Source organism: Phenylobacterium sp., assembly GCF_965284355.1.
Taxonomy (GTDB): Bacteria; Pseudomonadota; Alphaproteobacteria; order Caulobacterales; family Caulobacteraceae; genus Phenylobacterium.
The window spans coordinates 295,930-321,449 of record NZ_OZ260078.1 but is presented as its reverse complement, the minus strand read 5'-3'; the positions used below and the strand labels follow the sequence as shown (position 1 = coordinate 321,449).

Here is a 25,520-nt window from a genome sequence, read left to right as displayed (position 1 = left end):
CGAGGGAAGTCAGAGAGCCGAAATGGCCCTACAGGCGATCGCATTCTACCTGATGGCAGCCGTGACCATTGCGTCCGGGTTCTGCGTGGTTTCGGCCCGCAACCCGGTGCACTCGGTCCTTTGGCTGATCCTGGCCTTCTTCTCGGCCGCCGGACTGTTCGTGCTCATGGGTGCGGAATTCCTGGCGATGCTGCTGGTGGTGGTCTACGTGGGCGCCGTCGCGGTGCTCTTCCTGTTCGTCGTCATGATGCTGGACGTCGACTTCGCGGCGCTGCGGCAGGGCTTCGCCCGCTACATGCCGCTGGGCCTGCTGATCGCGGGCTTCCTGGCCGCCGAGATGGTGGTGGTGGCGACGACGGTGGCGGGCCGCGGGGCGGCCAAGGACAGCGCCGGGCCGATGGCCTCGGGCGCGACGCCGGACGTCACGAACGCCGAGGCGATCGGGCGGGTGCTCTACACCGACTATGTCTACTTCTTCCAGGCGGCCGGCCTGGTGCTGCTGGTGGCGATGATCGGCGCGATCGTGCTGACCCTGCGCCACAAGCCGGGCGTCCGCCGTCAGGTCATCATGGACCAGGTGCTGCGCACGCCGAAGACCGGCATGAAGCTCGCAAACCCGAAGCCCGGGCAGGGGATCGACCAATGACCATCGGCCTCGAGCACTACCTCGCGGTCGCCGCGATCCTGTTCACGATCGGGGTGTTCGGCATCTTCGTGAACCGCAAGAACATCATCGTCATCCTGATGTCGGTGGAGCTGATCCTGCTCGCCGTGAACATCAACCTGGTGGCCTTCTCGGTCTATCTGGGGAACGTGGTGGGGCAGATCTTCGCCATGTTCGTGCTGACCGTCGCCGCCGCCGAGGCGGCCGTGGGTCTGGCCATCCTCGTCACCTTCTTCCGCAACCGCGGCGACATCGCCGTGGACGACGCCTCGATGATGAAGGGCTGATCGCGCCGTGAACGCAGAAACCCTCGTCACCATCATCCTGTTCGGCCCGCTGATCGGCGCGGTCGTCGCGGGCCTGTTCGGAAAGCGCATCGGCGATACGTTGTCGATGGGCGTCACCACGGGCTTCCTGTTCCTGTCGGCCATCCTGTCGTGGGTGGTGTTCAGCCAGTGGACCTGGGGCGGCCTGCAGCCGTTCACGCACGTCTACGCGCCGTTCATCCATGTGGGTGACTTCGTCTCGAACTGGGCGTTCCGGTTCGACGGCCTGTCGGCGGTGATGCTGGTGGTGGTGACCACCGTCTCGTCGCTCGTGCACCTCTATTCCTGGGGGTACATGGCCGAGGATCCGAGCAAGCCGCGGTTCTTCGCCTACCTGTCGCTGTTCACCTTCGCGATGCTGGCGCTAATCAGCGCCGCCGACTTCATGCAGCTGTTCTTCGGCTGGGAAGGCGTGGGCCTGGCGTCGTATCTGCTGATCGGCTTCTGGCACCACAAAGCCAGTGCCAACGCCGCCTCGATCAAGGCCTTCGTGGTCAACCGCGTGGGCGACTTCGGCTTCGCGCTGGGGATCATGACGGTCTACTGGGCCTTCGGGACGATCACGTTCCAGGACCTGTTCCCGCTGATCCAAGCCTCGGTCGGCAAGGGCTGGGACTTCGCGGGCGGCCACTTCTCGCTGATCGACCTGGCGTGCGCGCTGCTGTTCGTGGGCGCCATGGGCAAGTCGGCGCAGTTCTTCCTGCACACCTGGCTGCCCGACGCCATGGAAGGCCCGACGCCGGTGTCGGCGCTGATCCACGCGGCCACCATGGTGACCGCCGGCGTCTACATGGTCTGCCTGCTGTCGCCGATGTTCGAGTACGCCCCGGTGGCGAAGAACATCGTGACGGTGATCGGGGCGGTCACCGCGCTGTTCGCCGCGACCGTCGGCCTGACCCAGAACGACATCAAGCGGGTGATCGCCTATTCGACCTGCTCGCAGTTGGGCTACATGTTCTTCGCCGCCGGCGTGGGCGCGTACCAGGCGGCGATGTTCCACCTGTTCACGCACGCCTTCTTCAAGGCGCTGCTGTTCTTGGGCGCCGGCTCGGTGATCCACGGCATGGCGCACGAACAGGACATGCGGCGTTACGGGGCGCTGTTCAAATACCTACCGATTACCGGCTGGGTCATGGTGTTCGGCACGATCGCGATCACGGGCCTGGGCATCCCGTTCCTCGACCTGGGCTTCGCCGGCTTCTACTCGAAGGACGCCATCATCCACGCCGCGTACGCCGCGGGCGGGGCCGGGCATCCGATGGGCTACTTCGCCTTCTTCATCGGGATCCTGGTGGCCGGCCTGACCGCCTTCTACTCCTGGCGCGTGGCCTTCTTCACGTTCAACGGCCATGCCCGCTGGACGTCGGAGGACCTGGAGCACCACTGGCACAACCGCGACCATGCGCATGACGATCATGCCCATGGCGCGCACGACGATCACGCCCACGCCGCGGCCCCGGCCCATGCCGAGACCCACTCCGAGCCGGATCACGGCCACGGCCATGAGCACAAGCCGCACGAGAGCCCCTGGACCATGCGGATCCCGCTGCTGGTCCTGTCGGTAGGGGCCATCGCGGCCGGCTTCGTGTTCCACCATCAGTTCATCGGCGAGCACAACGCCGATTTCTGGAAGGGCGCCATCTTCAACCTGCCCACCGAGCATCACGGCGGCGGGCACGACTTCCCGCTCTGGGTCGTCCTGGCGCCGATCGTGGTGTCGGTCACCGGCCTCCTGGTCGCGGCCTATATGTACATCTGGCGTGAGGGCCTGGGCGCGAAGCTCGCGGCCAACAACGGCATTCTCTACGTCTTCTTCTACAACAAGTGGTTCTTCGACGAGCTCTACCAGGCCACCTTCGTCCGCGGGGCGAAGTTCCTGGGCGACCTGTTTTGGAAGGGCGGCGACCAGAAGATCATCGACGGCCTCGGCCCCGATGGGGTCTCGGCGCTCTCGGTGCAGGTGGGCAAGGGCGCCGGCCGGCTGCAGTCCGGCTACGTCTACCACTACGCCTTCGTCATGCTCCTGGGTGTCGCGGGTCTGCTGACCTACGCGCTCTGGGCCTGGAACGCCTGAGGGACCTATGCCGCTTCTTTCCCTCATCACCTACGCCCCGCTGGTCGGGGTCGCCGGGATCCTGATCCTGCGCGCCTTCGCCAACGACGAGGCCCGGGGCGTCGAGGCGACCCGATGGATCGCCTTCGTGACCACGCTGGCGACCCTGGCGCTCTCGGTGCTGTTGGTCGCCCAGTTCGACGCGAGCAACCCCGGCTTCCAGTTCGTGGAAGAGGCGCCGTGGTTCGCCGGCCTGCACTACCGGATGGGCGTGGACGGGATCTCGGTCCTGTTCGTGCTGCTGACCGCGTTCCTGATGCCGATCTGCATCGCCGCGTCCTGGAAGTCGATCGAGACGCGCGTCCACGAATACATGGTCGCGTTCCTGATCCTCGAGACCCTGGTGATCGGCGTGTTCTGCGCGCTGGACCTGGTGGTTTTCTACATCTTCTTCGAGTTCGGCCTGGTCCCGATGTTCCTGATCATCGGCATCTGGGGCGGCGCGCGGCGGGTGTACGCGGCCTTCAAGTTCTTCCTCTACACGCTGCTGGGCTCGGTTCTGATGCTCGCGGCGATCCTGTTCATGATCGGGACTTCGGGCACCAGCTCGATCCCTGAACTCATGCAGTACGGCTTCTCGCCGCAAGCCCAGACCTGGCTGTGGCTGGCCTTCTTCGCCTCGTTCGCGGTGAAGATGCCCATGTGGCCGGTGCACACCTGGCTACCCGACGCCCACGTCGAGGCGCCCACGGCGGGCTCGGTCTTCCTGGCCGGCATCCTGCTGAAGATGGGCGGCTATGGTTTCATGCGGTTCTCGCTGCCGATGTTCCCGGACGCGTCGCACCAGTTCACGCCGCTGATCTTCGCGCTGTCGGTGATCGCGGTGATCTACACCTCGCTGGTCGCCTTCCGGCAGACCGACGTGAAGAAGCTGATTGCCTACTCGTCGGTGGCGCACATGGGCCTCGTGACCATGGGCATCTTCTCGGGCAACGCCGAGGGCGAGCAGGGCGCGATCTACCAGATGCTGAGCCACGGGGTGATCTCGGGCGCGCTCTTCCTCTGTGTCGGCGTCATCTACGACCGCATGCACACCCGCGAGATCAAGTTCTACGGGGGGCTGGTGCAGCGGATGCCGTGGTACGCGGCGGTGTTCCTGCTGTTCACCATGGGCAACGTCGGCCTGCCGGGAACCAGCGGCTTCGTCGGCGAGATCCTGTCGATGACCGGCGTCTACCAGGTGTCGACCTGGACGGCGATCCTGGCAGCGACGGGCGTGATCCTCTCGGCGGTCTACATGCTGACGCTGTACCGTAGCGTGGTGTTCGGCACGATCGAGAACCCCAAGCTTCAGACCATCACCGACCTGGAGTGGCGCGAGGTGGCGATCTTCACGCCGCTGATCATCGCCACCCTCTGGATGGGCGTGCAGCCCAATATCGTGTTCAACCTGACTGACGCCTCGGTCGACCAGCTCGTGCGGGTCTATCAGGCGGCGATTGGCGGGTAGGGGCCTTAGATGACCATCTCCGCCAACCTGGCGCTCGCCTATCCTGAGATCATCCTGGCCGTGGGGGCGCTGGCGCTCCTGGTCCTAGGCGCGTTCATGCCGAAGCAGACGAGCCTCGTCGCCACGGGCGGTGTCGCGGTGCTGCTGGCCGCTGCGGTGGCCTCGGCCACCCAGCCGTTCGGCGTCGCCTTCGGCGGCGGCCTGATCGCCGATGCGGCGGCGACCTTCGCCAAGGTCGCGATATATGTGGCCTCGGCCGTCGCGATCCCGCTGGGCCAGCCCTGGTTCGAACGCCGTGGCGTCAAGACCTTCGAATTCCCGGTGCTGATCCTGCTGTCGGCCCTGGGGATGGGCATGATGGCCTCGTCCGGCGACCTGATTTCGCTGTACGTCGGCGTCGAGCTGAGCTCGCTGGCGCTGTACGTGCTGGCGGCGATGCACCGCGACAACGCCAAGGCGTCGGAAGCGGGCCTGAAATACTTCGTGCTGGGCGCGCTGTCGTCGGGCCTGCTGTTGTACGGGGCCAGCCTGGTCTACGGCTTCGCCGGCTCGACGCTGTACACCGAGATCGCAAAGGCGGCGGGCGCCGAGGCCAATACCGGGCTGCTGTTCGGACTGATCTTCGTGATCTGCGGCCTGGCGTTCAAGGTTTCGGCCGCGCCGTTCCACATGTGGACGCCCGACGTCTATGAAGGCGCGCCGACCCCGGTCGTGGCGTTCTTCGCGGCCGCGCCCAAGCTGGCGGCCATGGTGCTGTTCGCCCGGGTGCTGGCCGACGGCTTCACCGACGCGGTGGGCCAGTGGCAGCAGGTGCTGGTGGCTCTGGCGCTCATATCGGTGGCCGTGGGCGCGTTCGGCGGCCTAGTGCAGAAGAACCTCAAGCGCCTGTGGGCTTACTCGTCGATCGCCAACATCGGCTACGCGGTGCTGGGCCTGGCGTCGGGCACGTCTGAAGGCGTGCAGGCGATGCTGGTGTTCATGATCCTCTACATGGTGGACGTGACCGGCTTCTTCGCCTGCCTGGCCGCTCTGTCGCGCCAGGGCAAGGCCATGGAGACCATCGACGACATGGCGGGCCTGGTGAAGGAACGCCGGGGCCTGGCGCTGGCCATGACGGTGTTCTCGCTGTCGGCGCTGGGCCTGCCGCCGTTCTCGGGCTTCTGGGCCAAGTACGTGGTCTTCAAGGCCGCCATCGACGCCGGCCTCTGGGGCCCGGCGGTCATCGGCCTCGTGGGCTCGGTCGTGGCCGCGTTCTACTACCTGCGCCTGATCAAGGTCATGTGGTTCGACGGCAGCGCCGGCGCCACCGACAAGCCGCCGATGGAAGCCAGGGCCATCGGGCTGACCGCCGCCGTGTTCGCCTTCCCGGTCGTGCTGGTCGCGATCACCTGGCTGAACCCGCTGGCGGCGCGCGCCGCCCAGGCGCTGGGACTGGCCTAGCGGTTGGCGGCCCACCCACCGATCGAGGCCTACGACGAACTCGACTCCACGAACGCCGAGGCGCGTCGGCGCGCTGAAGCGGGCGAGGGCGGTCCGGTCTGGATCACCGCGGCGCTGCAGACCGCCGGGCGCGGCCGGCGCGGTCGGGCCTGGTCGACCCAGCGCGGCAACTTGGCCGCCACCTTGCTCACTCTGACCGATCGCCCGCCGGCGGAAGCCGCGCAGCTGTCGTTCGTGGCCGCCCTGGCGGCCTGCGACCTGGCCGACACCTGCCTGGGTCCCGGGGCGGCGCGCCTGAAGTGGCCGAACGACGTGATGGTGCACGGCAAGAAGGCGGTCGGCATACTGGTGGAGTCCGGCAGCCGCGCCGATGGGCGCCTGTGGCTGGCGGTCGGCATTGGCGTAAATCTGGCGCATGCGCCGCAGGACGTCGATCGCCCCGCCGCGGCCTTCGCGGAATACATGCCGGGGTCCCCGCCGCAGCCGATGGATGCCCTGCCGGTGCTGGCGACCGCGTTCGAGCGCTGGCGGACCGCCTGGGTCACTCAGGGCTTTCCGCCGATCGCTGCCGGCTGGTCCGCGCGGGCGACGGGCCTCGGCCAACGCTGCGAGGCCAGGCTGCCCAAACGCACGCTCAGCGGCGTGGCGGAGGGGCTCGATCCCGACGGCGCGTTGCGGCTACGGCTGGACGACGGCGGGCTGGAGCGGATAACCGCTGGCGACGTGTTCTTCGGAGAGGCGTGAGATGCTGCTGGCGATCGAACAAGGCAACACCAACACGCTCTTCGCCGTGCACGATGGCGAGCGTTGGATGGCGCAATGGCGGGCGGGGACCGACAGCACCCGCACGGCCGACGAGTACGCCGTGTGGCTCTCGCAGTTGCTGGGCATGGCCGGTCTGGCGCTGGGCGCCTTCGACGGCTGCATCATATCGAGCGTGGTGCCGCAGTCGATCTTCAACCTGCGCAACCTGGCGCGGCGATACCTGCATGTCGAACCGCTGGTGATTGGCGAGAACGTCGACCTGGGCATCGCCGTGCGCATCGACAAGCCGTCCGAGGCGGGCGCCGACCGCCTGGTGAACGCCGTGGGCGCGCACGCGATCTATCCCGGCGACCTGATCGTGATCGACAGCGGCACGGCGACGACGTTCGACATCATCTCCGCCGACGGCGGGTTCGAGGGCGGCGTGATCGCGCCCGGGATCAACCTTTCGATGGAGGCGTTGCATAGCGCGGCGGCCAAGCTCCCGCGGGTCGCCATCCAAAAGCCCCAGCGCGTGGTGGGCACCGATACGGTGGGCGCCATGCAATCGGGCGTATTCTGGGGGTACATCGGACTGATCGAAGGCCTGATCTCGCGCATCAAGGCCGAGCGATCTGAGAAACTCACCGTGGTGGCGACCGGCGGAGTGGCCTCGCTGTTCCACGGCGCGACCCTGTCGATCGACCACTTCGACCCTGACCTCACTATCCGTGGCATGCTGGAAATCTGGCGGCGGAACGCAAAGAAAGCCTGATGGCGAAATCCAAGAGCGACGAGCTCGTCTTCCTGCCCCTGGGCGGGTCGAACGAGATCGGAATGAACTTCAACCTGTACGGCTTCGGGCCGGCGCACGGCCGAAAGTGGATCGTCGTCGACCTGGGGGTGACGTTCGGGGACCAGACGACGCCGGGCGTCGAGGTGATTCTGCCCGACCCGACCTACATCGAAGAGTATGCCGACCGCATCCTGGGGATCGTGTTGACCCACGCCCACGAGGACCATATCGGCGCGGTGGCGCACCTGTGGCCACGCATGAAGGCGCCCGTCTACGCGACGCCGTTTACCGCCTTCATCCTGCGCGAGAAGCTGCGCGAGGCCGACCTGCTGGACGAGGTGGACATCACCGAGGTGCCGTTGGGCGGGACCATCGAGCTGGGGCCGTTCAAGCTGGAGCTGATCACGCTCACCCACTCGATCCCCGAACCGAACGGGCTGGCGATCAAGACCCCGCTGGGCACGATCCTGCACACCGGCGACTGGAAGATCGATCCCGATCCGCTGCTGGGCGACGTCACCGATGCGGCCGCCATCCGCAAGCTGGGCGACGAGGGCGTCCTGGCGATGGTCTGTGACTCGACCAACGTCTTCGTGGACGGCCACGCCGGGTCCGAGGCCGACGTGCGGGTGGCGCTGACCAATCTGATCGGCGGGCTGAAAGGCAAGGTGGCGGTGGCCTGCTTCGCCTCGAACGTGGCGCGCATGGACAGTGTGATCCGCGCGGCCGAGGCCAACGGACGTCGCGTCTGCCTGGCCGGGCGCTCGATGCACCGCATGGCCGCCGCGGCGAAGTCGGTCGGGCTGATGACCGATATCCAGCCGTTCCTGGACGACACCCAGGCCAAGCATCTGGCGGAGGACGCCGTGCTGTACCTCTGCACCGGCAGCCAGGGCGAGCCTCGGGCGGCGCTGGCGCGGATCGCCGACGGCACCCACCCTCACGTGAAGCTGGGGGCGGGCGACAGCGTCGTGTTCTCCAGCCGTGTGATCCCGGGCAATGAGATCCCGATCCGCAACCTGCAGAACAAGCTGACCGAACGCGGCGTGCGCCTTTACACCGAGCGCGACCACCCGGGGATTCACGTGAGCGGTCACCCGTGCCGCGACGAACTGGCGGAGATGTACAGCTGGGCGCGTCCGCAGATCGCGGTGCCCACCCACGGCGAGCGCCGCCACCTGATGGAGCACGCCGCGTTCGCCCGCGACCTGCAGGTGCCGCAACAGGTGACGCCGCGCAACGGCGACATGGTTCGCCTGGCGCCCGGACGGGCCGAGATCATCGACGAGGTGCATTCTGGGCGCCTGTTCGTGGACGCCGGCGTGCTGACGCCCGAGAACGGCGACGCCCTGCGCGAGCGGCGGCATGCGGCGTTCAACGGCATCGTCGCGGTCTCGGTCGCGATGGACGGCCGCAACCGGATCGTCAGCGGGCCGCAGGTGCGCGCGCTGGGTCTGCCGGCCGACGACGAGAATGCGATGGACGACATCCTGGACGAACTGGCCGACGAGGCCGAAGCCGCGCTGAAGCGCTTGAAGGGCGACCAGTTCGAGCTGGACGACGATGTCGAGATGGCGATCACGCGGGCGGTGAAGAAAGCCTGCCAACGGATCTGGGGCCGGCGCCCCGTGGTCGAGACCACCGTGCTGCGGATCTAGCCAACTCGTCTCCGCCGGGATCAGCGGAGATGTTTGGGGGGGCAGGCCAACCCCAGCCCGTCGATCTCGGCCATCTCCCCGGCGCTGTACGGACCATCCGCCTCGGCCGCGACGCACATGGCCAGTTCGGCGCGGTTCTTTACGCCCAGCACCAGGGTGTCGATGTTGGGCATCGTCAGGGCGTAGCGGTGCGCCACATAGGCCGGGTCCTGGCCCCAGCGGGCGCAGAGCTCACGGAACGGGGCGGCGCGGGCGTAGTCGGCGTTGTCCGGGCTGTTGGGGCGCAGTTCGCGGTCAACGGCCAGTGTGAGGGCGCCGGCCTGCACCGCGCGGATGCCCATGATCCCGCAGCCGGCGGCCTTGGCGGTGGCCGCGATCTCGCGGGCCCGTTCGGGCTCGGCATAGCGGCGCAGGGCGCCCGCGCTGTCCATCAGGTTGGCGATGGCCTGGACCGCGTCCGGGCGCGGCGTGTGGCCGATGGCCCGTAGCACGTCGGAGGGCACGCCGATGCCGGTGATGCCCCAGGCGTCGATCTTCCCCTGCGCCTTGAGCCGCTCGAAGGCCGGGATCACTTCGTTCACGTAGAGCGACCACGCCGTGCCCATCTGGTCGCGACGGTCATTGCCATGGGCGTAGACGAAGTCGTCGGCGTGGATGTTGGAGTGCAGGAAGAACAGGTCCACCCGCTCCAGCCGCATGGCCTTGAGACTGGCGTCCAGCGATGCTGTCAGGCCGGGCCCGATCTTCGCGGCCTCGGGTGATCCGATGGCGCACTTGGTGGTGAACTTCAGGTGCTGGGGCGGGCGGCCCTCGAACGCCAGGCCCATGTTGTCCTCGCAGGCGCCGTACATCGGGGCTGAGTCGATCACCGTGATCCCGGCCTCGACGGCGGCGTGCAGGGTGGCGATGGCCTCGTCGCGGCTGGTTTCGCCCCAGATCTGGCCGATGCCGCCACCGCCCAGGGTCAGCCGGCTGACGTCGCCCAGAGGGCCCAGCGTGGCGGTGTGCATCGTCTCTCTCCCGTGTTTGACGAAGGCTAGCATGGCCGACGTCCCTTGCGGGGTCTTCGAACACCCGGTTTGATGCCCTGTGGCGAGATGCGGAAACCGCGCCGTCGACGGGCAGGGAGAGACGCCGACCATGACCGCCTACCAGGGTGTGCGTATCGCCGACTTCAGTCAGGGCATGGCGGGGCCCATGGCGGCCATGCTGCTGGGCGACTTCGCCGCGGAGGTCATCAAGGTGGAGCCGCCCGGCGGCGACCGTCGCAAGGACCACCCCGGCTATCTGGCCTGGAATCGCAACAAGCAGTTTGTGACCCTGGATCTCGAGACACCGGACGGCATGTCGGCGGCGCGGGCGCTGATCGCCGGGGCGGACGTGGCGCTGTTCGATTTCGCGCCCAGCCGCATGGCGGCGCTGGGCCTGGATGGCGCGAGCCTGACGGCGGCGCATCCGGGCCTGATCCATGCGTGGATGCCGCCCTATGGGACCGAGGGCCGGTGGAGCGAACTGCCGCCGCATCACAGCCTGCTGACCGCGCTGACCGGGATGCCGTTCCGCCAGGGCGCCTGGGAGGACCAGCCGGTCCACATGATCCTGCCCATCGCCTGGTCGTCGCAGGCGGTGCTGGGGGCGACGGCGATCGGCGCGGCGCTGCTGGAGCGGAGCCGGAGCGGGCGAGGCCAGGCGGTCACTGTCAGCGGGCTGCACGGGGCCGCCGAGTGCGCGCCGCCGATGCGTTTCGAGAACCTCGAGCCCCTGCCGCGGGGCATCCCTCCGGGCGCCAACCCGCGCTACCGCCTCTACAAGTGCGCCGACGGGGAGTGGTTCTTCCTGGGCACCCTGTTCACCAACTTCTATCGCAAGGCGTTTGAGGCCCTGGAACTGGGCGACCTGTTTGACATTCTGGAGCAGGACATGCTGGGCGCCCGCGAGATGCTGATCGGCATCTTCGAGACGCGGCCCCGCGACGAATGGCTGGAACTGCTGAAGGCGCACGACGTGCCGTGTGCGCCCGTCGGGCGCCGGGAGGCCTGGTTCGCCGGCCCGATCGTCGCCGAGGCCGGAATGCGGATGACCTTCGATCATCCCGATCTGGGGCCTGTGGCCATGCCCGCGCCGCCGGCGCGGCTGAGCGCGACGCCCGCCACGATCGCCGGACTGCCAAAGCCCGCCCCGGGGCTGCCGGCCTGGCCCGCGAAGACTCCCGCGGCGACAGGCGACGCCCCGACGGCCGCGCCGCTGGCGGGCATCAAGGTGCTGAACCTGGGCACCGTGATCGCCGGGGCCTACGCCGGGGCCTTGCTCGCCAACCTGGGCGCCGAGGTGATCAAGATCGAGGGGCCCGAGGCCGATCCCTTCCGATCCGATGGCTCGCAGTTCCTGGTCTATAACCGCGGCGTCCGGGGGCTGGGCCTGGACCTCAAGCAGCCCGCCGCGCGCGAGGTGTTCCTCGAGATGGTCCGCTCAGCGGACGTGGTGATCGACAACTATCGGCTGGGCGTGCGCGACCGGCTGGGCATCGGGTATTCAGCGCTGAAAGCGATCAACCCGCGGATCATCTCGTGCTCTATCAACGCCTACGGCGACACCGGACCATGGGCGGCGCTACCGGGGTTCGATCCGCTGATGCAGGCCGAAGGCGGGATGATGGCCGCTCAGGGCGGGGACGACGACCCGATCCTCTACACCATCGCCGTCAACGATATCGCCACCGCCGCCGTCGTCGCCTGTTCGGTCGTGGCGGCGCTGAACGCCCGCGCACGGACGGGGGAGGGGCAGGAGATCGTCTCCAGCCTGCTGGCCCAGAGCCTGCTCTATCAACTGGGCGAGGTGGTGGACTTCGCGGGGCGTCCGCCGAACGACAAGGGCGGCCGGGACTGCCTGGGTCGCACCGCGCTGTACCGGTACTATCCCTGCGCCGACGGCTGGCTGGCGCTGGCCTGCGAAAGCGAGGCCGAGGCGCTGGGCGTAGGGCGGGTGCTGGGCCTGGAACTCGGGGCGGCCGAGCTGGCTGCGCCGCGCGACGGGGACCTAACGGGACGGATTGAGGCCGCGCTGGCAAGCCGCAAGCGGGATGCCACCGTTGACGCCCTCCTGGCCGCAGGCGTGGCCGCTGCGCCAGTGCGGCGGTTCGAGGAGGCCCTGCGGGACCCCTGGCTCTGGGACAATGGCCACATGGCCCCCTGGACTCATCCGCGTCTGGGCCCGGCAGTCAGCGCGCGCACCTACAGCGACTTCAGCCGAACCCCCTCCGGCTTCACCCTGCCGACGCCAGACCTGGGCGAACACACCCGCCAGGTGCTGGCGGACTACGGTGTGGCCGTGGCGCGCGTCGAAGGGTTGCTGGCGACAGGGGCGGCGTTTGTGACCCCGTCAGTCTGACGACAGGATCTGCCGCGTCATGGTCGCGACGATCCAGCGATGCACCGCGCGGATCGAGGGCAGGCGGGCGATGTCGCGGTGGACGATGAGCCACGGCTGACGGGTGGGCATGCCCCGCGGTCCTGGAACTTCCACGAGGCCGGGTTCCCGCGCTCCGAACATCATCGGCAAGGTCGCGATGCCCGCGCCCGCCAGGGTCGCCGTGATCAAGGCGCGCGTGCTGGCCGTGCGCAGGGCCAGGGCGCCCGACAGGCCCTGCTCCCGCAGCCATTCCAGCTCCGGGATCCGGCCGTAGCTCTCGTCGTAGCCCAGCAGGCGCTCGCGACGCAGGTCGATGGCGGCCGGGTCGCGCCCGTCAAGGTAGGACGGCGCGGCGTAGAAGCCGCTGCGAATCTCGGGGAGCCGGCGGCCGATGAGGCTGGCCCCTTCCGGCCGCGACATGCGCACCGCCAGGTCGGCGTCCCGTCCGGCCAGGCTGACCAATCCCGCCTGGGACTGCAACTGAACCGGAATCTCGGGGTGCCCGGCCCAAAGTTGCGGCAGCGCCGGGGCCAGGATGTCCGACACCACCAGTTCGGTCGCGGAGATGCGGACGGGGATCACGGTGTCGCCCGACCGCAGCGCCTCGGCGGCGCGTGAGACGCGGGCGATCTGGTCCGCCAGCGGGACGCCCAGCGCCGCCAGCCGTTCGCCCTGTGCCGTCAGTCGGACCCCGTCGGCGCGGCGATCCACCAGGCTGAGGCCGGTGGCGATCTCCAGCGCCTCGATGCGCCGCGACACGGTCGAGACCGCGACGCCGCGGCGCTTGGCGGCCGCGCTGAGCGTGCCGGCCTGTCCCAGGGCCACCAGATCGGCGAGGTCGCGCGGGTCGAACATGGTGGCTCATTGTATTGCAGAAATCGAAAGCCGTCTTCCGATCTTGCAAGTTCAAGCGTGGCGGTTCGAGGCCTAGCGTTCATGGAGGCTTCTCAAGGAGACCCCATGTTTCGCATGACCATTGCCGCCGCCAGCCTTGTTCTGGCGATCTCGACGGCCGGCGCAGCGCTCGCCCAGCCCGTCGCCGTCGTCGTCGAAATCAAGACCCCACCGCCGATCACCCGGCCGATCCTGGAAGGCGAGTTCCGCAAGGCCGCGCCGACCTACCAGAAGATCCCGGGCCTCATCCGGAAGTACTTCACGGTCACCGGCGACACCTTCGGCGGCATTTATCTGTGGAAGGACCGGGCCGCCGCCGAGGCGTGGTTCTCGGACACCTGGCGCGCGCGAGCGAAGGCCACCTACGGCAGCGAGCCCACGGTGTCGTACTACGACGCGCCCATGATCATCGAAGGCGCCAACATCGGCGGCGCGCCCTGATGCGGCAATTGACGTTCCTGGCGCCCGGACGGTTCGAGTGGCGCGACGTACCGGCGCCCCGCGTCGCCGGACCCCGCGAAGCCGTGGTGCGGCCTCTGGCCGTCGCCCGATGCGATCTGGACCTCTACATCGCGACGGGGGTGGTGCCCTTTCGCGGCCCCTTCGCGTTTGGTCATGAGGCGATCGCCGAGGTGGTGGATGCGGGCGAGGCCGCCGGCGTCGCACCCGGAGATCGGGTCGTGGTCCCGTTCCAGATTTCGTGCGGCCAGTGTGTCAGCTGCCGGCGAGGCTTCACCGCATCGTGCGACACCGTGCCGAAATATGCGGCCTATGGATTGGCAAGGAACGGCGCGCAGGAGTTCGGTGGCGCCCTGTCGGATCTGATGCTGGTTCCGTTCGCGGACCACATGCTGGTGCCGCTGCCTGCGGGGCTCGACCCGGTGGCCGCGGCAAGCGCCTGCGACAACATCGCGGATGGATGGCGCGGCGTGGCTTCGCACCTCAGGACGCGCCCGGGCGCCTCGGTGCTGGTGGTCGGGGGGCTGGCCCAGAGCGTAGGCCTCTACGCCGCCGGGTGCGCTGTCGCGCTTGGGGCGGGGCGGGTGCTCTATCTCGACGACAATGAGGGAAACCAGAAGCGCGCCGAGGCGCTGGGGGCGGTCGCCGAACCCTTGGGGCTGGGCGAGGGCCGTGTGCCGGACGAACAGTTCGAGATCGTCGTGGAGGCCGCTGGACATGCCGCGGGCCTGGGGTTCGCCGTCGAGTCGTGCGCGCCCAACGGCGTCGTCACCAGCGTCTCGATCCACCTGGGTGCGACGACCCCGTTCCCGTTGGGCGGCGCGTACTACAAGGGGCTCACGTTCCACACCAGCCGGGTCAGCTCGCGCCACGTGCTTCCGGATGTGCTGGCCTGCCTGGCGTGCGGCGGACTGCATCCCGAGCATGTGACCCACCGGGTGGCGGGCTTCGACGAGGCGGCGGAGGTCATGGCCGACCCGGGGCCCAAGATCGTGTTTACGCCCGACGCATGATCCTGCTCCTGTGACGCAAGGTGATCTCGCTGTTTGCGCCGGCCCGGCGTATACGCAGCCCATGATCGGGAAACTGAACCACGTGGGCGTCGCCACGCCCTCCATCGAGCAGTCGGTCGCGCTGTACCGCGACGTGCTGGGCGCCACGAAGATCGGCGAGAAGTTCGCTATGCCCGAGCAGGGCGTGTGGGTCTGTTTCGTCGACCTGCCCAACAGCCAGATCGAGCTGATCGAGCCGCACGGCGACGCCTCGCCGCTGAAGGGGTTCCTCGAGAAGAACCCGGCCGGCGGCCAGCATCACATCTGCTTCGAGGTCGAGGACATCGAGGCGGCCCGCGACGACATGCAGGCCAAGGGCGCCACGGTGCTGAACGGCGGCAAGCCGCGGATCGGCGCGCATGGCACGCCGGTGATCTTCGTTCACCCCAAGAACATGGGCGGCGTGCTCGTCGAACTCATGGAAACTCCGAAAAAGGCCCACTGATGAGCGCCTTCACGTCGGTTGCGATGTTCCTCACCATCTGGTGGACGGTGCTGTTCGCGGTGCTGCCCTGGGGCACGGTCACGCATGCCGAGGCCGGCATCGACAAGGGCGACGGCGGCGACCCCGGCGCGCCGGTGGATCCCAAGCTGAAGCAGAAATTCCTGATCACGACCGGCATTTCGATTGTGGTGTTCGGGATCGTCTGGCTGGTGGTCTGGAGCGGCGTCATCAAGCTGCCGAGCCTGCCCAGCGGGTACTAACGGAACCTCTGCCGTAGTGCGGCGTTCGAACGCCGTGGACGCACCTGATCCGTCACATCGTTGCCAAGGTTCTCCCGGCAAGGCTATCAGGGCCGCCTTGCTGACCTGACGGGAATCCCATGCGCCTTTCGCGATACTTCATGCCCACGCTTCGCGAGGCGCCTGCCGACGCGCAGATCGTCTCGCACCAGCTGATGCTGCGGGCCGGGATGATCCGCCAGGAGGCGGCCGGCATCTACGCCTGGCTGCCGCTGGGCCTGAAGGTGCTGAAGAAGATCGAGCAGGTCGTGCGCGAGGAGATGAACCGCGCCGGCGCCGTCGAGATCCTGATGCCGACCCTGCAGCTGGCCGACCTGTGGCGCGAGAGCGGCCGCTACGAGGCCTATGGCGACGAGATGCTGCGCGTCAAGGACCGCCACGAGCGCGACCTGTTGTACGGGCCCACGGCGGAAGAGGTCGTGACCGACATCTTCCGGAGCTATGTGAAGTCCTACAAGGACTTGCCGAAGAATCTTTACAACATCCAGTGGAAGTTCCGCGACGAGCGCCGGCCGCGGTTCGGGGTGATGCGCGGCCGCGAGTTCCTGATGAAGGACGCCTACAGCTTCGACATCGACGAGGCGGCGGCGCGCCGGGCCTACAACCGGATGTTCCTGGCCTATCTGAACGTCTATGCGCGGCTGGGCCTGAAGGCGATCCCGGTGCGGGCCGATACGGGCCCGATCGGCGGCGACCTGAGCCACGAGTTCATCATCCTGGCTGACACCGGCGAGAGCGAGGTGTTCGCGCACCGCGACCTGGTCGAGATGGGCGCGCCCGGTCCCGACATCGACTGGGACGGCGATCTGCAGCCGCTGGTCGACCAGCGCACGGCGCTCTACGCCGCCTCGGACGAGATGCACGACAAGGCGGCCTACGAGGCGCTGCCCGAAGACAAGCGGATGACCGCCCGCGGCATCGAAGTGGGCCACATCTTCTACTTCGGCGAAAAGTACTCGGCCCCTATGGGCGCCAAGGTCACCGGGCCCGATGGCAAGGACGTGCCTGTCCAGATGGGTTCGTACGGCGTGGGCGTTTCGCGCCTGGTCGGCGGGATCATCGAGGCCAGTCACGACGCCTCGGGCATCATCTGGCCCGACAGCGTGGCGCCCTTCGGCGCGGCGGTGCTGAACCTGCGGGTCGGCGACGCCGGCTGCGATGAGGTCTGCGAGACCGCCTACAAGGCGCTCAGCGATGCGGGTCTCGACCCGCTGTACGACGACCGCGACGACCGGCCGGGGGCGAAGTTCGCCGCCACCGACCTCGTGGGCATTCCCTGGCAGCTGATCGTGGGCCCGAAGAGCGTGGCCGAGGGCGTGGTGGAACTGAAGCGCCGCGCCACCGGCGAGCGCCAGACCGTCTCGCTGGACGCAGCGCTCAAGGCGATCATCGGGTGAGTGAGCGCGCCGCCGTGACCGGCGGGCGGGCCCCGCCGTTCGGGCTCTGGGAACGCATGCTGGCGAGCCGCTACCTGCGGGCCAAGCGGACTCAGGGCGGCGTGGCGCTGATTTCCGTCATCTCCTTCATCGGGATCATGCTGGCGGTGGCGACGCTGATCATCGTGATGTCGGTGATGAACGGCTTCCGCAGCGAGCTGCTGGGCCGGATCCTGGGCTTCCAGGGGCATGTGTTCGTCACCGGCGGGGTCCTGGACGGGCCGGCGCGCGACGCCGCCGCAGCGCGCATCCTCAAAGTGCCGGGCGTCACGCAGGCGGCCGCGATCATCGAGGCCCAGGCCATCGCCATCGGGCCCAGTCAGATCACCGGCGCCCTGGTGCGCGGCATCGGGCCCAAGGACCTGGCCGACACCAAGCTGGTCTCGGGCAACATCACGGCAGGCTCGCTGCGCAGCTTCGGGCAGGGCGAGTATGGGGGCGATGTCGTGATCCTGGGCGCGCGGTTGGCGCAGCAGCTGGGCGTGGCGCCCGGCGACACGGTCACCCTGATCTCGCCGGCCGGCGGCGCCACGGCCTTCGGCGGCACGCCGTTGCAGAAGACCTACACGGTGGGCGCGACCTTCCAGGTGGGCATGAGCCAGTTCGACCAAGCCTACATCTACATGCCGCTGACGCAGGCCCAGTTGTTCTTCGATCGCGAGGACACCGCCGACGCCATCGAAGTGCGGGTGAAGGATCCCGATCACGCCGCGCGGATGAAGGTGGAGATCAGCAAGGCGGCCGGACCGGCGGCGTTGGTCAACGACTGGACGACCCGCGACGCTTCATTCTGGGGCGCGCTGCAGGTCGAACGTAGCGTGATGCGACTGATCCTGATGCTGCTGGTCGCCATTGCGGCGATGAACATCATCTCGGGCCTGGTGATGCTGGTGAAGAACAAGGGCCGCGACATCGCGATCCTGCGCACCATCGGGGCGGGGCAGGGGTCCATCCTGCGCATCTTCTTCATGGCCGGCGCCAGCATTGGGGCCTTTGGCACGCTGGCGGGCCTGGCGGTGGGCGTCGTGTTCTGCCTGAACATCGACCCGATCCAGACGGCGGTGGAGTACGTGACCGGCCAGGCTGTGTTCTCTTCCGACGTCTACTATCTGTCGCGCGTGCCGGCGAAGGTGGACTGGCTCGAGGTGCTGGTGATCGTGTCATGGGCGCTGGGCATGAGCTTCCTGGCCACCCTGCCGCCGGCCTGGCGGGCCTCGCGCCTCGATCCGGTGGAGGCGCTCCGCTATGAGTGAGCCGGTGCTTTCCATCCGGGGCCTGCGACGCACCTATGTGACCGCGGCGGGCGAACTGCCGGTGCTGAAGGGTGTCGACCTGGACGTCCAGCCAGGCGAGATCGTCGGCCTGATCGGGCCGTCGGGCTCGGGCAAGTCCAGCCTGCTGCATGCGGCCGGCCTGCTGGAGCACGCCGACGACGGGCGGATCTCGATCCAGGGGCGCGACTGCACCGACCTTAGCGATCGGGAACGCAGTCACGTGCGGCTGGGCGCCATCGGCTTCGTCTACCAGTTCCACCACCTGCTGCCGGAATTCTCGGCGCTGGATAACGTGGCCCTGCCGATGATGATCGCGGGCGTCTCGCAGAAGACGGCGCGGGAGCGGGCGGGCTCGATCCTGGGTGACCTGGGCCTCCGGGAGCGCGTCCAGCACCAGCCGGCGCAGCTGTCGGGCGGCGAACAGCAGCGGGTGGCGATCGCCCGGGCGCTCGCCAATGCGCCGCGCCTGCTGCTGGCCGACGAGCCGACGGGCAACCTTGATCCGACGACCTCGGGCGCGGTGTTCGACAGCCTCTACGGCCTGGCCCGCAAGACGGGCGTTGCGGCGGTCGTGGCAACCCACAACCTGGAACTCGCGAGCCATATGGACCGGGTCCTGGCCCTGCGGGATGGGCACTTGGAGCCGTGGACTCGACCGGTCGGGGTCTGATCCACAACGCCTGGCTCGTCATGGTGGGTGGACACAGGCTTGGCCTGACTTAGGCTGCTCCGAATTCGGGGGAGTTCATCCATGCGCCTGTTCGCCGCTGCGGCCGTCGCCGCGCTCTGCCTTGCCGGTCCGGCGATGGCGCAGACCGTCACCGTGATCCATGCCGGGGGCTTGCTGGACAAGCCGGGGCAGGCGGCCAAGGGGCCGTCCACGATCGTCGTCCGTGACGGAAAGGTGGCCTCGGTCCAGGCTGGCTATGCCGATCCACCCGCCGGCGCGCGGGTGGTCGACCTGAAGGACCAGTTCGTGCTGCCCGGCCTGATCGACATGCACGTCCACATCTTCAGCGACGACGACAAGATGAAGGCGCGGATCGAGGGGGCGAACCGCGACATCGAGGACAACTTCGTCATCGGCGTCGACAACGCGCGGCGCACGCTGGAGGCGGGCTTCACGACGATTCGCGACCTCGGCAGCGATATCCGCAGCGTCACGGCGCTGCGCGACGGGATCAACAACGGGCTGCTGGCGGGGCCCACCATCGTGCCGGCCGGCCGCGCCATCGCCATCCGCTCCGGCCACGCCGACCCGTCGAACAACCTGAACCGCGACATGGCGGACGCGGCGCTGGCCAAGGCCGAGAATGTCTGCAACGGCGCCGACGACTGCCGCCGTGCGGTGCGCTCGCAGATCAGCCAGGGCGCCGAGGTGATCAAGTTCACGGCCACCGGCGGGGTAAATTCCAACGTCGCCGGCGGGCTGGGCCGCCAGATGTTCGACGACGAGATGAAGGCCATCGTCGACACGGCCCACATGTTCGGTCGCAAGGTGGCCGCCCACGCGCACGGGACCGACGGGATCGAGGCGGCGCTGCGGGCCGGTGTCGACTCCATCGAGCACGGCACCTTCGGCACGCCTGAGACCGATGCGCTGTTCAAGAAGACCGGCGCCTGGTTCGTGCCCACCATGCTGGCCCCCCAGGCGGCGCTGGCGCAGGCGCGGGCCGGGTCACGCAGCAAGAACACCCTGGACAAGGCCGAGATCGCGGCGAAGGCGGCGATGGACAACCACCGGCGGGCGATCGCCTCGGGCGCCAAGATCGCTTTCGGCACCGACACCGGCGTCTCGTCGCACGGCGACAACGGCAAGGAGTTCGCCCTGATGGTCCAGGCGGGCATGACGCCGGCCCAGGCGATCAAGGCCGCCACCGTCGATGCGGCCGAACTCCTGGGACGCAGCGAGGCCCTGGGCTCCCTCGAACCCGGAAAGGACGCCGACCTGATCGCCGTGACCAAGAGCCCGCTCGCGGACGTCACCGAGCTCGAGCGTCCGACGTTCGTGATGCGCCGCGGCGTAGTCCACAAGCTGGGCGGCCAGCGCCAACCGTTCCCACCGGCTGGGCGACCCTAGGCGGGGCCGAGGAAATCTCAGCGCGGCTCGGCTCCGGGGGCGGGCCGCTCTTGGGCGACGGTCGCCACGAGATCGAAGACGTCGTCGGAGAGCGAAGTCTCGAAGGTCGCACGGATTTCGATCACATACGCGCCGCGCCGCGTGAACCACAGCCCCTGACCCACGCCGTCCTGGTCGATCCACGTCTGGCCGCTACGGATCATCCCGTTTCGTAGAGGTCGGAAGCCGGGCGTGGCCCGTTTCACGCCCGATTCCTGCTGCATCGCGCGCGTCGCCGCGGCAAAGCGCTTGCGGTCGTCCTGGGCGTCCGGAATGTGGCTCACGAACATCGAGATGCGACTGTCCTCGACGTCGTACCGGCACCCGAGATCGAGCCCGACGTCTCCAGGCTCCAGGATGCTCATGACAGTCAGCTCGAACTGTCCCACCGCGGCGGGGCAGACTTCCTGCGAGCCGCGAAGCTTCATCGCGCCGCCCGCGACCCCCTGGAAGAAGGTCCCGTCCGGGCCATAGAGGTAGGCGTTGGCGGGACCGCTTAGGGCGTTCAGCTGATAGAGCTGGGCCTGGATCCCCGTCGCCGTGGGCAGGAGTACGCTCGCGGCCTGCCCTTCGCCATTGTAGGCGCCGAACGGGTGGAGGCGACCGCTCATAGCCGCTTCGACGTCGTCTGCGACCTGCTTCGACCCGGGCGCCGCGGCGTAGATCCGCAGGAAGAAGAGATCGCTCGCGTCGTTCGCCTTGGCGACGAGATAGTAGGCCGCGGGCCGGATGAGTTGAGCCGCGGGCGACGGCGAACCCGCCCACGCTCGGGCATCTTCCAGGTTGACGCCCTGGGTCACCATGAAGCTGTCGGGCCGTTCGGACGACGTCACGTGGTAGGCCAGATTGGGCCGCGTGCGCGTGTGGATCTGCCAGACCATGCCCTCGGCTTCGAAGCTGGCGACCTGGCACGCCGCAACGCCGGGATTGTTCTTCGTGGCCGCGGCTGCAGCGCCGACCGTCAGATGCATCGCTGCGGAGACGGCGAGGCGATCGTCCTCGGACAACTCATCCGGAAGCGGGACGACGGATGCGGCGGCGAGCGGGGGTGGTCCGCACGGCGCAGCCGCGTGGGCGTCGGTGGGCGTCAAGCCATAGGCGGCGAGCGCCAGCGACACAGCCAGCGAGGCCCACGATTCCGACATGTATGTCCCCGTTCGCAAATCCACCGGGGATTGTACCGCTTGACGGTGAGAACAAAAGAGGAATAAGAACGAAGGCGGAACGCGCCCACAGGTTCTCCACAGGCGCTCAACAACGGGATGCCGAAGATGGTTCGTCTGGCTCGGGAATCGCTGGCCTTTGCCTCTGTCGCCAGCTTTGTCTGGATGGTGTGTTCGGTGGCGGGTCTTGTGACCTGACCGCCATGCGGATGGGGGATGTGGCCTTGGCAGGGGGAAGCGACGAAGGGTTCGTCCACCTCCGGGTCCGGTCCGCCTATTCGCTTCTGGAAGGCGCCATCAAGGCCGACAAGATCGGCGCGTTGGCCAAGGGCGATGGGATGCCGGCCGTGGGGCTGGCCGATCGGGCCAATCTGTTCGGCGCTCTGGAATTCTCTGTCGCTACCAAGGGCGAGGGCGTGCAGCCGATCATCGGCTGCGCGCTGCCGGTGAGCGGGATCGGCGAGGCGCTGCCCGAGCGCTGGGCCAAGACCCCCACGGTCATGCTGATCGCGCAGAACGAGCGCGGCTATCTCAACCTCTGCGACCTGTCCTCCATCGCGTACCTCGAGATCGACGCCAGCGAGGAGCCGCATGTTCCCTGGGCGAAGGTCTGCGAACTGAGCGAGGGCCTGATCCTGCTCTCGGGCGGGCCCGACGGTCCGGTCGACCACCTGTTCGCCGCGGGCAAGGTCGATGAGGGCCGCGCGGTGCTGACCGAGATGAAGCGGGTGTTCGTCGACCGCTTCTACGCCGAGCTGCAACGGCACGGCTCGCCCAGCGAGCCCGCCGCCGAGGCTGGGCTGGTCGGCTTCGCCTATGAGGAGGACGTCCCCCTCGTCGCCACCAACGACGTCTATTTCAAGAACGCCCAGGCCTATGCGGCGCACGATGTGCTGCTCTGCATCGCCGATGGCGCCTTCGTGGGGCAGGACGAGCGGCGGCGGGTTACGCCAGAGCACGGCTTCAAGTCGGCAGCCGAAATGCGGGCGCTGTTCTCCGACTTGCCCGAGGCCTGCGACAACACCCTGGATATCGCCAGGCGCTGCGCCTTCATGGTCAACAAGCGCGACCCGCTGCTGCCGCGCTTCCCGGGCAGCGACGGGCGCACGGAAAACGAGGAACTGGCGCACCAGGCGCGGGAAGGCCTGAAGCTGCGGATCGCCGCCGGCCGCGCCAACTGCTTCCCGGTCGCCGACTACGAGGCCCGCCTGGAGCGCGAGATCCAGGTGATCACCCAGATGGGGTTCCCCGGCTACTTCCTCATCGTGTCGGACTTCATCAAGTGGGCGAAGGCCCGCGGCATTCCAGTGGGCCCTGGACGGGGGTCGGGCGCCGGCTCCCTGGTGGCCTACTCGCTGACCATCACCGACCTCGATCCGCTGCAGTACGGGCTGCTGTTCGAGCGCTTCCTGAACCCCGAACGCGTGTCGATGCCCGACTTCGACATCGACTTCTGCCAGGAGCGTCGCGAGGAGGTGATCTCCTACGTGCAGCAGCGCTACGGCCGTGACCGGGTCGCCCAGATCATCACCTTCGGCACGCTGCAGGCCCGGGCCGTGCTGCGGGATGTGGGACGCGTGCTTCAGCTGCCGCTGGGCCAGGTGGACCGGCTGGCCAAGATGGTGCCGGCCAATCCCGCCAACCCGGTGACGCTGGCCCAGGCCATCGAGATCGAGCCGCGCCTCAAGGAAGAGCGCAAGCGCGACGAGGCGGTGGCTCGGCTGCTGGAGATTTCGCTGCAGCTTGAGGGCCTCTACCGCAACGCCTCGACCCACGCCGCCGGCGTCGTGATCGGCGACCGTCCGCTGACCCAGCTGACGCCGCTCTACCGCGATCCGCGTTCCGAGCTGCCCGCGACCCAGTTCAACATGAAGTGGGTCGAGAGCGCTGGCCTGGTGAAGTTCGACTTCCTCGGGCTGAAGACGCTCACCGTGATCGACCGGGCGGTGAAGTACCTCGAGAAGCGCGGCTCGGCCGTGGACATGGCCGCGCTGCCGCTGGACGATGGCCCGGCCTACGAGCTGATGAGCAACGCCCAGACCATCGGGGTCTTTCAGCTCGAAGGGCAGGGGATGCGCGACACCCTGCGGCAGCTGCGGCCCGGGTCGATCGAGGACGTCACCGCCATCGTGTCGCTGTACCGCCCGGGGCCGATGGACAACATCCCGGCCTTCGTCGACTGCAAGTTCGGCCGCCGCGAGATCGACTACCTGCACCCGATGCTGGAGGGGGTCCTGAAGGAGACCTACGGCATCATCGTCTACCAGGAGCAGGTGATGCAGATCGCCCAGATCCTGGCCGGCTACAGCCTGGGCGAAGCGGACCTTCTGCGCCGCGCCATGGGCAAGAAGAAGAAGGAGGAGATGGAGCTCCAGCGCGCCCGCTTCGTCTCGGGCGCCGAGGCCAAGGGCGTGCCGGGCGCGCAGGCCGGCTCGATCTTCGACCTGGTCGACAAGTTCGCCGGCTACGGCTTCAACAAGTCGCACGCCGCCGCCTACGCGGTCGTCAGCTACCAGACCGCCTGGTTGAAGGCGAACGCGCCGGTCGAGTTCTTCGCCGCCTCGATGAGCCTCGATATCGCGAACACCGACAAGCTCTCGGTGTTCTATCAGGACGCCAAGCGCTTCGGCGTGAAGATCCGGCCGCCCTGCGTGAACCGCTCGATGGCCGATTTCGACGTGGAGGACGGCGAGGTGCTCTACGCCCTGGGCGCCATCCGCAACGTCGGCATGCAGGCCATGGAGCACGTGGTGCAGGTGCGCCGCGAGGGCGGCCCGTTCCGCGACATCTTCGATTTCGTCGAGCGGGTCGACCCGCGGCAGGTCAACAAGCGCACCTTCGAGACGCTCGCGCGCGCCGGCGCATTCGACAACATTCACCCCAACCGCGCCCAGCTGATGGCCGCGGCCGAGATCCTGCTGGGCGTGAGCCAGAGCGTGGCGGCCCAGCGGGAGTCAGACCAGGGCGGCCTGTTCGGCGACTCTAACGCCGACCTGATCCAGGCCCAGCGCAACAAGATGCCGCGCACCGATCCGTGGACGCCGACCGAGCGCCTGGACGAGGAGCTGGCGGCCGTAGGCTTCTACCTGTCCGGTCACCCGCTGGACGACATGGTCGAGGCGTTGCGCCGAAAGCGGACCGACCTGCTGACCGACGCCATCGCCAAGGCCCTCGGCGGCGCCGAGGCGCTGCGGATGGCGGGCGTGGTGCGTCGCAAGCAGGAGCGTCCGTCGCGCTCGGGCGAGAAGTTCGCCTTCGTCACCTTCTCGGACCCCACCGGGGAGTATGAGGTGCTGTTTCCGCCCGAGAGCCTGAAGAAGTGCCGCGACTTCCTCGAGCCCGGCAAGGCGGTGGCGCTCAGGGTGCGGGCCAAGGCCAGCGACGGCGAGGTTCGCTTCTTCGGCGATGACGTCGAACCCGTGGAGAAGGCGATCGAGAACGTGGTCGCGGGCCTGCGCGTCCACGTCTCGCCCAATGCCGAGATCGAGGCGATCAAGAAGCGCCTGGGCGTCACGAACAGCCGGGGCGGGGAGGTGCTGCTGACCACCCAGCTGGGCGCCGGCCGCGAGGTCGAGCTGAAGCTGCCTGGCCGTTTCACCCTGGACGGCGCCGTGCGCGGTGCAATCAAGACCGCGCCAGGCGTGGTCTTCGTCGAGGATCTGTGATCGCGCGGGCCGCCTTTGCGCGTCAATCCGGCCGGCGGCTACGACTTTAGTCCTAAGACCTATGGCCAATTTTCGCTGCCACGCCCGGGTGTCACCCTGGAGGCTGTGAGAGGCC

General features: G+C 68.3%; 22 protein-coding genes. 19 read left to right on the top strand and 3 right to left on the bottom strand.

Annotation, left to right across the window (positions count from 1 at the left end; translation table 11 throughout):
- Positions 1-22 precede the first annotated feature (22 nt).
- From ACQ66R_RS01580 to ACQ66R_RS01545, 8 genes are read left to right on the top strand one after another with little or no spacing between them, the layout of a single operon-like run.
- Positions 23-646, top strand: coding sequence for an NADH-quinone oxidoreductase subunit J (locus tag ACQ66R_RS01580; protein WP_293361965.1), 624 nt, complete (start codon positions 23-25; stop codon positions 644-646).
- Positions 643-951, top strand: coding sequence for an NADH-quinone oxidoreductase subunit NuoK (nuoK, locus tag ACQ66R_RS01575; RefSeq protein WP_293361967.1), 309 nt, complete (start codon positions 643-645; stop codon positions 949-951). The genes ACQ66R_RS01580 and nuoK overlap by 4 nt, the downstream gene beginning before the upstream one ends.
- 7 nt (positions 952-958) lie before the next feature.
- Positions 959-3,064: an NADH-quinone oxidoreductase subunit L gene (gene nuoL / locus ACQ66R_RS01570; protein ID WP_430418620.1), complete on the top strand. Its 2,106-nt coding sequence runs from the start codon at positions 959-961 to the stop codon at positions 3,062-3,064.
- Positions 3,065-3,071: 7 nt separating this feature from the next.
- A complete protein-coding gene (locus tag ACQ66R_RS01565; RefSeq protein ID WP_430418618.1) occupies positions 3,072-4,553 on the top strand; it encodes an NADH-quinone oxidoreductase subunit M in 1,482 nt (493 codons plus the stop codon).
- 9 nt (positions 4,554-4,562) lie between these two features.
- A complete protein-coding gene (nuoN, locus tag ACQ66R_RS01560) occupies positions 4,563-5,993 on the top strand; it encodes an NADH-quinone oxidoreductase subunit NuoN (protein ID WP_430418616.1) in 1,431 nt (476 codons plus the stop codon).
- 3 nt (positions 5,994-5,996) lie between these two features.
- Positions 5,997-6,737 (top strand): biotin--[acetyl-CoA-carboxylase] ligase, encoded by a 741-nt coding sequence (locus ACQ66R_RS01555; protein WP_430418614.1) that lies wholly within the window; start codon positions 5,997-5,999, stop codon positions 6,735-6,737.
- 1 nt (position 6,738) lies between these two features.
- Positions 6,739-7,512 carry a type III pantothenate kinase gene (locus ACQ66R_RS01550; protein WP_430418612.1) on the top strand — a complete coding sequence of 258 codons (774 nt, stop codon included), beginning with the start codon at positions 6,739-6,741 and terminating at the stop codon, positions 7,510-7,512.
- Positions 7,512-9,191: a ribonuclease J gene (locus ACQ66R_RS01545; protein WP_430418610.1), complete on the top strand. Its 1,680-nt coding sequence runs from the start codon at positions 7,512-7,514 to the stop codon at positions 9,189-9,191. The genes ACQ66R_RS01550 and ACQ66R_RS01545 overlap by 1 nt, the downstream gene beginning before the upstream one ends.
- Positions 9,192-9,211: 20 nt before the next feature.
- Here ACQ66R_RS01545 and ACQ66R_RS01540 read toward each other — a convergent pair whose 3' ends face one another.
- Complete coding sequence (locus ACQ66R_RS01540) at positions 9,212-10,201, bottom strand: aldo/keto reductase (RefSeq protein ID WP_430418608.1); 990 nt, start codon at positions 10,199-10,201, stop codon at positions 9,212-9,214.
- Positions 10,202-10,331: 130 nt separating this feature from the next.
- Here ACQ66R_RS01540 and ACQ66R_RS01535 point away from each other — a divergent pair, with 130 nt between their 5' ends.
- Complete coding sequence (locus ACQ66R_RS01535; protein ID WP_430418606.1) at positions 10,332-12,578, top strand: CaiB/BaiF CoA transferase family protein; 2,247 nt, start codon at positions 10,332-10,334, stop codon at positions 12,576-12,578.
- Here the strand turns inward: ACQ66R_RS01535 and ACQ66R_RS01530 are convergent.
- Complete coding sequence (locus ACQ66R_RS01530) at positions 12,570-13,454, bottom strand: LysR family transcriptional regulator (protein ID WP_430418604.1); 885 nt, start codon at positions 13,452-13,454, stop codon at positions 12,570-12,572. The genes ACQ66R_RS01535 and ACQ66R_RS01530 overlap by 9 nt on opposite strands.
- A 105-nt stretch (positions 13,455-13,559) precedes the next feature.
- Between ACQ66R_RS01530 and ACQ66R_RS01525 the strand changes: the two genes are divergently transcribed.
- The 8 genes from ACQ66R_RS01525 (at position 13,560) to ACQ66R_RS01490 (ending at position 20,538) form a co-directional block, all read left to right on the top strand.
- The gene (locus tag ACQ66R_RS01525) at positions 13,560-13,934 is read left to right on the top strand and encodes a hypothetical protein (RefSeq protein ID WP_430418602.1); all 375 of its coding nucleotides are present in this window, start codon (positions 13,560-13,562) and stop codon (positions 13,932-13,934) included.
- Positions 13,934-14,965, top strand: a complete 1,032-nt coding sequence (locus ACQ66R_RS01520; RefSeq protein WP_430418600.1) for a zinc-dependent alcohol dehydrogenase — start codon at positions 13,934-13,936, stop codon at positions 14,963-14,965. Before ACQ66R_RS01525 ends, ACQ66R_RS01520 begins: the two co-directional genes overlap by 1 nt.
- Positions 14,966-15,026: 61 nt before the next feature.
- Positions 15,027-15,449 carry a methylmalonyl-CoA epimerase gene (mce, locus tag ACQ66R_RS01515; protein ID WP_430418598.1) on the top strand — a complete coding sequence of 141 codons (423 nt, stop codon included), beginning with the start codon at positions 15,027-15,029 and terminating at the stop codon, positions 15,447-15,449.
- Positions 15,449-15,709, top strand: a complete 261-nt coding sequence (locus ACQ66R_RS01510) for a DUF1467 family protein (protein ID WP_430418596.1) — start codon at positions 15,449-15,451, stop codon at positions 15,707-15,709. The genes mce and ACQ66R_RS01510 overlap by 1 nt, the downstream gene beginning before the upstream one ends.
- A 119-nt stretch (positions 15,710-15,828) precedes the next feature.
- A complete protein-coding gene (proS, locus tag ACQ66R_RS01505) occupies positions 15,829-17,145 on the top strand; it encodes a proline--tRNA ligase (RefSeq protein ID WP_430418594.1) in 1,317 nt (438 codons plus the stop codon).
- A 56-nt stretch (positions 17,146-17,201) separates the two neighbouring features.
- Complete coding sequence (locus ACQ66R_RS01500; protein ID WP_430426184.1) at positions 17,202-18,437, top strand: lipoprotein-releasing ABC transporter permease subunit; 1,236 nt, start codon at positions 17,202-17,204, stop codon at positions 18,435-18,437.
- Entirely contained in the window at positions 18,430-19,128 is a 699-nt protein-coding gene (locus ACQ66R_RS01495; protein ID WP_430418592.1) for an ABC transporter ATP-binding protein, read from the top strand. The genes ACQ66R_RS01500 and ACQ66R_RS01495 overlap by 8 nt, the downstream gene beginning before the upstream one ends.
- A gap of 81 nt (positions 19,129-19,209) precedes the next feature.
- Positions 19,210-20,538, top strand: a complete 1,329-nt coding sequence (locus ACQ66R_RS01490; RefSeq protein ID WP_430418590.1) for an amidohydrolase family protein — start codon at positions 19,210-19,212, stop codon at positions 20,536-20,538.
- A 17-nt stretch (positions 20,539-20,555) separates the two neighbouring features.
- On the opposite strand, the gene ACQ66R_RS01485 is transcribed toward ACQ66R_RS01490, so the two are convergent.
- Complete coding sequence (locus ACQ66R_RS01485) at positions 20,556-21,722, bottom strand: hypothetical protein (RefSeq protein ID WP_430418588.1); 1,167 nt, start codon at positions 21,720-21,722, stop codon at positions 20,556-20,558.
- A 117-nt stretch (positions 21,723-21,839) separates the two neighbouring features.
- Here ACQ66R_RS01485 and sidA point away from each other — a divergent pair, with 117 nt between their 5' ends.
- Positions 21,840-21,938, top strand: a complete 99-nt coding sequence (gene sidA, locus ACQ66R_RS01480; RefSeq protein ID WP_421935589.1) for a cell division inhibitor SidA — start codon at positions 21,840-21,842, stop codon at positions 21,936-21,938.
- 26 nt (positions 21,939-21,964) lie between these two features.
- The gene (dnaE, locus tag ACQ66R_RS01475; protein ID WP_430418586.1) at positions 21,965-25,405 is read left to right on the top strand and encodes a DNA polymerase III subunit alpha; all 3,441 of its coding nucleotides are present in this window, start codon (positions 21,965-21,967) and stop codon (positions 25,403-25,405) included.
- The last annotated feature ends 115 nt before the right edge of the window (positions 25,406-25,520 follow it).

Bases quoted from the DNA above. Each gene is read 5' to 3' on its own strand.
- ACQ66R_RS01580 (WP_293361965.1), top strand. From the start codon at position 23: ATGGCCCTACAGGCGATCGCATTCTACCTGATGGCAGCCGTGACCATT.
- nuoK (WP_293361967.1), top strand. From the start codon at position 643: ATGACCATCGGCCTCGAGCACTACCTCGCGGTCGCCGCGATCCTGTTC.
- ACQ66R_RS01565 (WP_430418618.1), top strand. From the start codon at position 3,072: ATGCCGCTTCTTTCCCTCATCACCTACGCCCCGCTGGTCGGGGTCGCC.
- nuoN (WP_430418616.1), top strand. From the start codon at position 4,563: ATGACCATCTCCGCCAACCTGGCGCTCGCCTATCCTGAGATCATCCTG.
- ACQ66R_RS01550 (WP_430418612.1), top strand. From the start codon at position 6,739: ATGCTGCTGGCGATCGAACAAGGCAACACCAACACGCTCTTCGCCGTG.
- ACQ66R_RS01545 (WP_430418610.1), top strand. From the start codon at position 7,512: ATGGCGAAATCCAAGAGCGACGAGCTCGTCTTCCTGCCCCTGGGCGGG.
- ACQ66R_RS01540 (WP_430418608.1), bottom strand. From the start codon at position 10,201: ATGCACACCGCCACGCTGGGCCCTCTGGGCGACGTCAGCCGGCTGACC.
- ACQ66R_RS01535 (WP_430418606.1), top strand. From the start codon at position 10,332: ATGACCGCCTACCAGGGTGTGCGTATCGCCGACTTCAGTCAGGGCATG.
- ACQ66R_RS01530 (WP_430418604.1), bottom strand. From the start codon at position 13,454: ATGTTCGACCCGCGCGACCTCGCCGATCTGGTGGCCCTGGGACAGGCC.
- ACQ66R_RS01525 (WP_430418602.1), top strand. From the start codon at position 13,560: ATGTTTCGCATGACCATTGCCGCCGCCAGCCTTGTTCTGGCGATCTCG.
- ACQ66R_RS01520 (WP_430418600.1), top strand. From the start codon at position 13,934: ATGCGGCAATTGACGTTCCTGGCGCCCGGACGGTTCGAGTGGCGCGAC.
- mce (WP_430418598.1), top strand. From the start codon at position 15,027: ATGATCGGGAAACTGAACCACGTGGGCGTCGCCACGCCCTCCATCGAG.
- ACQ66R_RS01510 (WP_430418596.1), top strand. From the start codon at position 15,449: ATGAGCGCCTTCACGTCGGTTGCGATGTTCCTCACCATCTGGTGGACG.
- proS (WP_430418594.1), top strand. From the start codon at position 15,829: ATGCGCCTTTCGCGATACTTCATGCCCACGCTTCGCGAGGCGCCTGCC.
- ACQ66R_RS01500 (WP_430426184.1), top strand. From the start codon at position 17,202: ATGCTGGCGAGCCGCTACCTGCGGGCCAAGCGGACTCAGGGCGGCGTG.
- ACQ66R_RS01495 (WP_430418592.1), top strand. From the start codon at position 18,430: ATGAGTGAGCCGGTGCTTTCCATCCGGGGCCTGCGACGCACCTATGTG.
- ACQ66R_RS01490 (WP_430418590.1), top strand. From the start codon at position 19,210: ATGCGCCTGTTCGCCGCTGCGGCCGTCGCCGCGCTCTGCCTTGCCGGT.
- ACQ66R_RS01485 (WP_430418588.1), bottom strand. From the start codon at position 21,722: ATGTCGGAATCGTGGGCCTCGCTGGCTGTGTCGCTGGCGCTCGCCGCC.
- sidA (WP_421935589.1), top strand. From the start codon at position 21,840: ATGCCGAAGATGGTTCGTCTGGCTCGGGAATCGCTGGCCTTTGCCTCT.